A 7,021-nucleotide genomic window follows, 5' to 3' on the forward strand; every position below is an offset into this window, starting at 1 on the left:
CAGTCCCAGTAGCCGTAGAAGACGAAGGAGAGCGCAACCAGCGTCCCCACGCGCCAATCCGGCCGGACGCGCTCCACCAGCCAGTGCAGCGCCAGTGCCACGGGCAGGAACACGAACAGGAATGGGACGGAATTGAACAGCATGCGGCGCTGGGCAAGATGCCGGCAGCCGGCTCCATCGCTGTTTGCGAGAGGGTGAGCCGGGGGTCAAGCGGGCCGACGTTCAAATGCAGATCGGCCCGGCTGTCCCGACCGGGCCGATCCCGGCTAACGGGCCAATCGGGTCAGAAAGGTTTCCACTGAAGGCAGGATGCGGTCGACGATCCGGCGCACCCCCTCGGCCGAGGGATGCAGCCCGTCCGGCAGCGTCATGCGGGCCTCCCCCGCCACCCCGTCCAGAAAGAACGGGTAGAAAACGAGGCCGTAGGTCGCCGCCAGGTCGGGATAGATCGCGTCGAACTGCTTCACGTAATCGGGGCCGAGATTGCGCGACGCGTACATGCCGGCGAGCAGCACCGGGATGTTGCGGGCCTTCAACCGCGAGATGATGGCCTCGAGCGCCCGGCGTGTGATCTCCGGCTCCGTGCCGCGCAGCATGTCGTTGGCGCCGAGCTCCAGGATGACCCCGTCCGTGCCGTCCGGCACCGACCAGTCGAGGCGGGCGAGGCCGCCCGTGGCGGTGTCGCCCGACACGCCGGCATTGCTGACCGTGACGGCACGGCCCCGCTCCCGCAGGGCGGCCTCGAGCACCGCCGGAAAGGCTTGTCGCTCCGGCAGGTTGTAGCCGGCCGTCAGGCTGTCCCCCAGGGCGACAAGCTGGAGCGGCCGCCCCGGCGCGGCGCTTGCAGCGGTCATCAGCCCGGCCCAGGCCAGCGCAAGCGCGACCAGGATGCCGCAGATGCGTTGGAGATGTCCGGGCCTCTTCCCATATGGGCTTCGACCGCGACCGGTTGCCGCCATGCTGTCCACCTCGCCACTATCGTCCTCCTGAGATTGGGTTCTTCCGCATGACGGGCAAGATCATCGCGCTCGAGGGCGTCGACCTCTCCCTCGGCGATGGCGCTGCCCGCGTCCATGTGCTGCAACAGATCAACCTGTCGGTCAGCCCCGGCGAGGCAGTCGGGCTGATCGGGCCGTCCGGCTCCGGCAAGTCGACGCTCCTGATGGTGCTGGCCGGCCTGGAGCGCCCGGAGCGCGGCCGCGTGCTGCTGGACGGCCAGGACCTGACTCGCCTGTCCGAGGACGCGCTGGCTCGGGTTCGCGGCCGCCGCATCGGCATCGTGTTCCAGAGCTTCCACCTCGTCCCGACCATGACCGCCCTGGAGAACGTGGCGCTGCCGTTGGAACTTGCCGGCCGCCCGGGCGCGTTCCGGCGGGCCGAGGCCGAGCTCGCCGAGGTCGGGCTCGCGGAGCGGCTGCACCACTACCCGGCCCAGCTCTCCGGCGGCGAGCAGCAGCGCGTGGCGATCGCCCGGGCCCTGGCGCCGGATCCGGCCGTGGTGGTGGCCGACGAGCCGACCGGCAATCTCGACGAGCGCACGGGCGGCTCGGTCGTCGACCTCCTGTTCCGGATCAAGCGCGAGCGTGGCGCGACGCTGGTTCTGGTGACGCACGACGCCGCGCTTGCCGCGCGCTGCGACCGCACCGTGCGGCTGCGGGCGGGCCGCATCGTCGAGGACGGAATCCCAGCCGAGCCGGTGGGAGCCCGCTGATGCACGGCACCTTGCCGGCGAGCGGCTCGCCGCGCCCGCAACGCGCGGCGCCCGGTCTCGTGCTGCGGCTCGCGCTGCGCGAGATGCGGGCTGGCCTGCGCGGCTTTGCGGTGTTCATCGCCTGCATCGCCCTCGGTGTCGCGGCCATCTCGGGCGTTGCATCGGTGGCGCGCTCGCTGGTGGAGGGCATCACGAGCCAGGGCCGGGTGATTCTGGGCGGCGACATCGCGCTCTCTGTTGTGCAGCGCGAGGCGACAGCCGAGGAGCTCGGGGTGTTTGCCGGGCTCGGCCCCGTGTCGCGCATCGCCACGCTGCGGGCGATGGCCTCGGCCGGCGGCGAGGCCGGGGCGGCCCTGGTCGAGGTCAAGGCCGTGGACCAGGCCTACCCGGCGGTGGGGGCCGTCCGGACCGAGCCGGAGGCTCCGCTTGCGGCGCTGCTGGCCGGACGCGACGGAATCTACGGCGCGGTCGCCGACGCCGCGCTGTTCGACCGGCTGGGGCTGCCGGTCGGCGCGCGGGTCACGATCGGCTCGGCGACGTTCGAGCTCCGGGCCCGGCTCCTGTCCGAGCCGGACAAGATCGCGGCCGGGATCGGCTTCGGCCCGCGCCTCATGATGTCGCAAGAGGCCCTGGTCGCGACCGGGCTCGTCCAGCCCGGCAGCCTGATGCGCTGGACCTACCGGGTGCAGCTGCCGGAGGGAGACGAGGCCGAGGGTCGCACGGCGTGGGCCGCCGACCGGCTCCGGGCCGAACTGCCCGAAGCGGGGGCCGGCTGGGAAATTCGCACCCGCGACAACGCCGATCCACGCTTCAGCCGCAACATCGAGCGCTTCACCCAGTTCCTGACCCTGGTCGGCCTGACCGCGCTGCTGGTCGGCGGCGTGGGCGTCGCCAACGCGGTTGCGGCCTTTGTGGACCGCAAGCGGGTCTCCATCGGCATCCTGAAGAGTCTCGGCGCGGCTGGCGACCGGGTGGTCGCGATCTACCTTGCCCAGGTGCTGATGATCGCCGGGATCGGCATCGCCATCGGGCTCGCGGTCGGCGCGGCGCTCCCTTTCGGGGTCGCGGCCGCCTTCCGCTCAGTCCTGCCGATCCCGATCGACCCGGTCGTGTCGGTGCCGGAACTCGGGCTGGCCGCCCTCTACGGCCTCCTGACAGCCCTCGCCTTCTCGCTGGGGCCGCTCGGGCGGGCCCACGCCATCCCGGTCTCCGGCCTGTTCCGCGACCGCGTCGCGCCCGATCCGCACCGCCCGCCGGCCGTCTACCTGGCCGCCGCGGCGCTGTGCGGCGCCGCCCTGATCGGGCTGGCTCTCTTCGCCGCCTACGACCGGCGGGTCGCGCTGGCCTTCGTGGGCGCGGCCGGGGCCGCCTTCCTGATCCTGCGCCTCGTGGCGATCGCCATCATGCGGCTGGCCCGGCGGCTGCCGCATGCCCGGCAGCCGTTTCTGCGGCTCGCGGTCGCCAACCTGCACCGCCCGGGCGCGCTCACGCCGTCCCTGATGCTCTCGCTCGGGCTCGGCATCACGCTCCTGGTGACCCTCGCCGGGATCGACGGCAACCTGCGCCGCGAGATCGGCCAGACCCTGCCGGAGCGGGCGCCCAACTTCTTCTTTATTGACGTGCCGAGCGCCGAATCCGGGGCCTTCCGGGCCTTTCTGGGCCGGGAGGCGCCGGGCGGCGCCATCGAGTCGACGCCGATGATGCGGGGCCGCATCACGGCCCTGAATGGCCGCCCGGTCGCCGAGACGCAGGCCGCGCCCAACGCCGCCTGGGTGCTCGACGGCGATCGCGGCATCACCTACGCGGCCGCCGTGCCGGAAGGCTCGACCGTGGTCGAGGGGCAGTGGTGGGCGCCCGATGTGGCCGGGCCACCGCTGGTCTCCATGGATGTCGAGATCGCGCGCGGGCTCGGGCTCGGGGTGGGCGATGCCATCACGGTCAACGTGCTTGGCCGCAGCCTCACGGCCACGGTGGCCAACCTTCGCCGCATCGACTGGCGTCGCATCGGCATCGGCTTCGTGCTGGTGTTCTCGCCACAGAGCTTCGCCGGAGCCCCGCATACCGACCTGATGACCGTGACCCTGCCGGCCGGTGCCGATCCGGACATCGAGCGGCGGCTGCTGCGCGAGGCGGCCCGCAGCTTCCCGGCGGTCACCAGCGTCAGGGTCAAGGATGCCCTCGAGGCCGTGAACGCGGTGGTGGCCCAGCTCGTCTTCGCGATCCGGGCGGCGAGCTCGGTCGCGCTGCTGGCCAGCCTGCTGGTCCTGGCCGGCGCTCTGGCAGCCGGGCAGCGGGCCCGGCTGTACGATGCTGTCGTGCTGAAAACCCTGGGCGCGACCCGCCCGCGGCTGCTGGCCGCCTATCTGGTGGAATACGGGGCGCTGGGGCTGCTCGCCGCGGCGTTCGGCATCCTGGCCGGCTCGGTCGCGGCCTGGCTGGTGGTGACCCGGATCATGCGGCTTGAATTCACGCTCGATCCCGGCGCGGCGCTCGCCTCCGCCCTTCTGGCCGTGGGCGTGACGGTGGTGCTGGGGCTGGTCGGCACCTGGCGAATCCTGGGCCAGAAGCCTGCCCCCTATTTGCGCACCCTGTGACTCCTGCCCGGCTGCCGCATGGCTGCCCTGCCCCTTGTGAGGAACTGACCTTCCCTCCATATTGGGGAAGGCGCCGGACGTCCGGCGCGCGAGGGGCGCGTGATCCCTCATCCGAGATAAGCACGCTGAGAGCCATCCAGAGGACGACTCCCATGCAACCGTTTCAACAGAACCAGACCGGCTTCGGCGCCGGCTACGCTCGCAGCACTGCCGAGGTCGACCAGGGTCTGCGCACCTTCATGTTGGGTGTTTACAACAACATGGTCCTGGGCCTCGCCATTTCGGCCCTCGTCGCGCTCGGCGTGAACAAGCTCGCCGTGACGGCGGACGCGACGCAGGCGGTTGCCCGCATGAACGGGCAGCTGCTCACCTCCTTCGGCCGCACCCTGTACGGGACGCCGCTGATGTGGGTGGTCGCGCTGGCGCCGCTCGCCTTCATCTTCTTCTTCACCTTCCGGATGGAGAAGATGTCGGCCTCGGCCGCAAGGACGACCTTCTTCGCCTTCGCGGCGGTGATGGGCGCCTCCTTGTCCACCGTCCTGCTGCGCTACACCGGCGCGTCGGTCACGCAGACCTTCTTCGTGACGGCGGCGGCCTTCGGTGCGCTGAGCCTCTACGGCTACACCACCCAGCGCAGCCTGTCGGGCATGGGCTCGTTCCTGATGATGGGGCTGATCGGCCTGATCCTGGCGTCGATCGTCAACATCTTCCTGGCCTCGAGCGCCCTGCAATTCGCGATCTCGGCCATCGGCGTGCTGATCTTCGCAGGCCTCACCGCCTACGACACGCAGAAGCTGAAGGAGATGTACCTGTTCGGGAACTATGACACCGAGACCGCTGCCAAGGCCTCCGTGTTCGGCGCCCTGACCCTGTATCTCGACTTCATCAACATGTTCCAATTCCTGCTCGCCTTCATGGGCAACCGGAACCAGTAACCTGACGGGGCTTCGGCCTCCCGAGAGAGCCCCGGCGCAAGCCGGGGCTTTTTTCGTTTCCGGGTCAGCCGCTGACGAGCTTCAGCGACTTGTCCAGCACCCGCAGCACGTGGGCCAGCTCGTGACCGCGCTTCAGCACCAGGCCGGAGGTGGTCTCGACCGAGAAGGCGCCCTGACGGCGGGCCAGTTTCGGGTCCTTGACGATCCGGTAGAGGGGCAATTCCGAACTGCGCCGGTAGATCGCGAACACGGCCCTATCGCGCGCGAAATCGATCGCATAATCGCGCCATTCGCCCTCGGCGACGCGGCGGCCATAGAGGTTGAGGATGGTCCGCAACTCGTCCCGGCTGAAGGTCACCTGCTGGGGCGGCGCGGCCGGGCCGGCCTGCGGGCCGGGCGCTCCACCCGGAAACGGGACGATCCGGCCCCGCAATGGCTCTCGCGTCTCCGCCTCGCTCATGGGCTCCCCTGCCGCGGTCCGTCTCCTGAGGGTGATGATGGGAGGGGGCGGGGCACGAGACAAGATGCGGGCGCGCGCCGGCCGACAGGCCCGCTGCCTGCGACCCGGCGTCCCGCCCGGGCCGATTGAAGCGCGCCCGGCGCTTCGGCTAGGGTCCTGCCCTCTCAACCGGATCCGCGGGGGCTGACCGGAACGCAACGAGGCTGCATGGCGGACGCCGTTCAATTCGACATGCCCGATGCCCGGGCCGCTCGCCGGGCCGAGCGCCGCGCCGCCGATCTGGAGCGCGGGTATTCGATCTCCACCAAGCGCCTCGTGCTCGCCTTCGCCATCGAAGGCATCATTGTTGCGACGTCGCTCGCCGGCGCCTGGCTCTTCGCCACCATGTATGGCGGGTCGGACCCGACCAGCTTCTGGATGATGATGCTGGCCCCGGTCGCGTATGGGGTGATCGAGTTCAGCCGCGTGCCGCTGGCCGTGTCGATCCGGACCCATACCTCGCTGGCGCTGCGGGTCATCGCCGTCATCGGCGTGGTGGGCGCGGCCCTGGTCACGGTGAAATCCGTGTCGCAGCTGGGCGAGATCATGTTCCGGCCGCGGCTCACGGAGGCCGTGAAGGCGCAGGAGCGCCTGACGGACGCCCGCAACGCCCGCTCCACGCTGGACCGCAAGATCGCCGACGCGGACGCGGTGGTGACGCAGCGCGCTCAGCAGCTCGCCGAGGCCGAGCGACGCCTCAAGGACGGCAACACGGAGCTCGGCGCGCTTCCGGCGCAGCGCTGCTTTCGCACCACCACGACCTTGCGGGACGGGCGGCGCGTGGCCGGCACCCGCTGCACCACCGACCCCCGCATGGACGCCATGAAGGCGAGCCTCACGGGGGCCACGAAGGACCGGGCCGAGGCCTCCGAACGGCTCGACGCCGCCCGGGCGGTGCGCTCCACCCTCGACCGCACGGCCATCGACCGGGCCCTGAGCGAGGCCGAGACGGGCTATCGCGACGCCGTGATGCGGTCGCAGCTGCACAGCTTCACGGCCATGGTGTTCTTCAAGGATCCGGGCCAGGTCACCGACCGCGAGATCCACGTCTTCCTGTTCTTCTTCGTGTTCATTCCGGCCATCGGCGCCTCCGTGGCCGCCACGCTGCTGGCGCTGACCGCCGTGGAGCGCGTGCGCGACCACGACGACATCGTGCTGGACGAGCGCGCCGGCTCCTTCATTCTCGAGCCCTTCGCCGAGGAGGTGATCCGGCAGGCCCGCGACGCGGCCGAGCGCACCGCCGGGGCGGCCCTGGACCGAGCGCGGCCGGCCGGCGCGCCCG

6 protein-coding genes are annotated in these 7,021 nt (G+C 71.1%); 4 read left to right on the top strand and 2 right to left on the bottom strand.

Annotation, left to right across the window (positions count from 1 at the left end):
• Positions 1–266: 266 nt before the first annotated feature.
• Positions 267–854 carry an arylesterase gene (locus tag JWR86_RS11600; RefSeq protein WP_299565323.1) on the bottom strand — a complete coding sequence of 196 codons (588 nt, stop codon included), beginning with the start codon at positions 852–854 and terminating at the stop codon, positions 267–269.
• Between the two features lie 152 nt (positions 855–1,006).
• On the opposite strand from JWR86_RS11600, the gene JWR86_RS11605 reads away from it, so the two are divergent.
• From JWR86_RS11605 to JWR86_RS11615, 3 genes are all read left to right on the top strand, one after another.
• Positions 1,007–1,711 (top strand): ABC transporter ATP-binding protein, encoded by a 705-nt coding sequence (locus tag JWR86_RS11605; protein ID WP_299565325.1) that lies wholly within the window; start codon positions 1,007–1,009, stop codon positions 1,709–1,711.
• Positions 1,711–4,305: an FtsX-like permease family protein gene (locus JWR86_RS11610; RefSeq protein ID WP_299565327.1), complete on the top strand. Its 2,595-nt coding sequence runs from the start codon at positions 1,711–1,713 to the stop codon at positions 4,303–4,305. Before JWR86_RS11605 ends, JWR86_RS11610 begins: the two co-directional genes overlap by 1 nt.
• Positions 4,306–4,457: 152 nt before the next feature.
• Positions 4,458–5,240, top strand: a complete 783-nt coding sequence (locus JWR86_RS11615) for a Bax inhibitor-1/YccA family protein (protein WP_299565329.1) — start codon at positions 4,458–4,460, stop codon at positions 5,238–5,240.
• Positions 5,241–5,304: 64 nt separating this feature from the next.
• Here the strand turns inward: JWR86_RS11615 and JWR86_RS11620 are convergent, their stop codons facing one another.
• Positions 5,305–5,700, bottom strand: a complete 396-nt coding sequence (locus JWR86_RS11620) for a DUF2794 domain-containing protein (protein WP_299565331.1) — start codon at positions 5,698–5,700, stop codon at positions 5,305–5,307.
• Between the two features lie 207 nt (positions 5,701–5,907).
• On the opposite strand from JWR86_RS11620, the gene JWR86_RS11625 reads away from it, so the two are divergent.
• Positions 5,908–7,021 (top strand): ATPase (locus JWR86_RS11625; RefSeq protein ID WP_299565333.1); only part of this gene is annotated, 1,114 nt, incomplete at its 3' end.

This window comes from Enterovirga sp. (assembly GCF_028290205.1).
Classification (GTDB): domain Bacteria; phylum Pseudomonadota; class Alphaproteobacteria; order Rhizobiales; family Beijerinckiaceae; genus Enterovirga.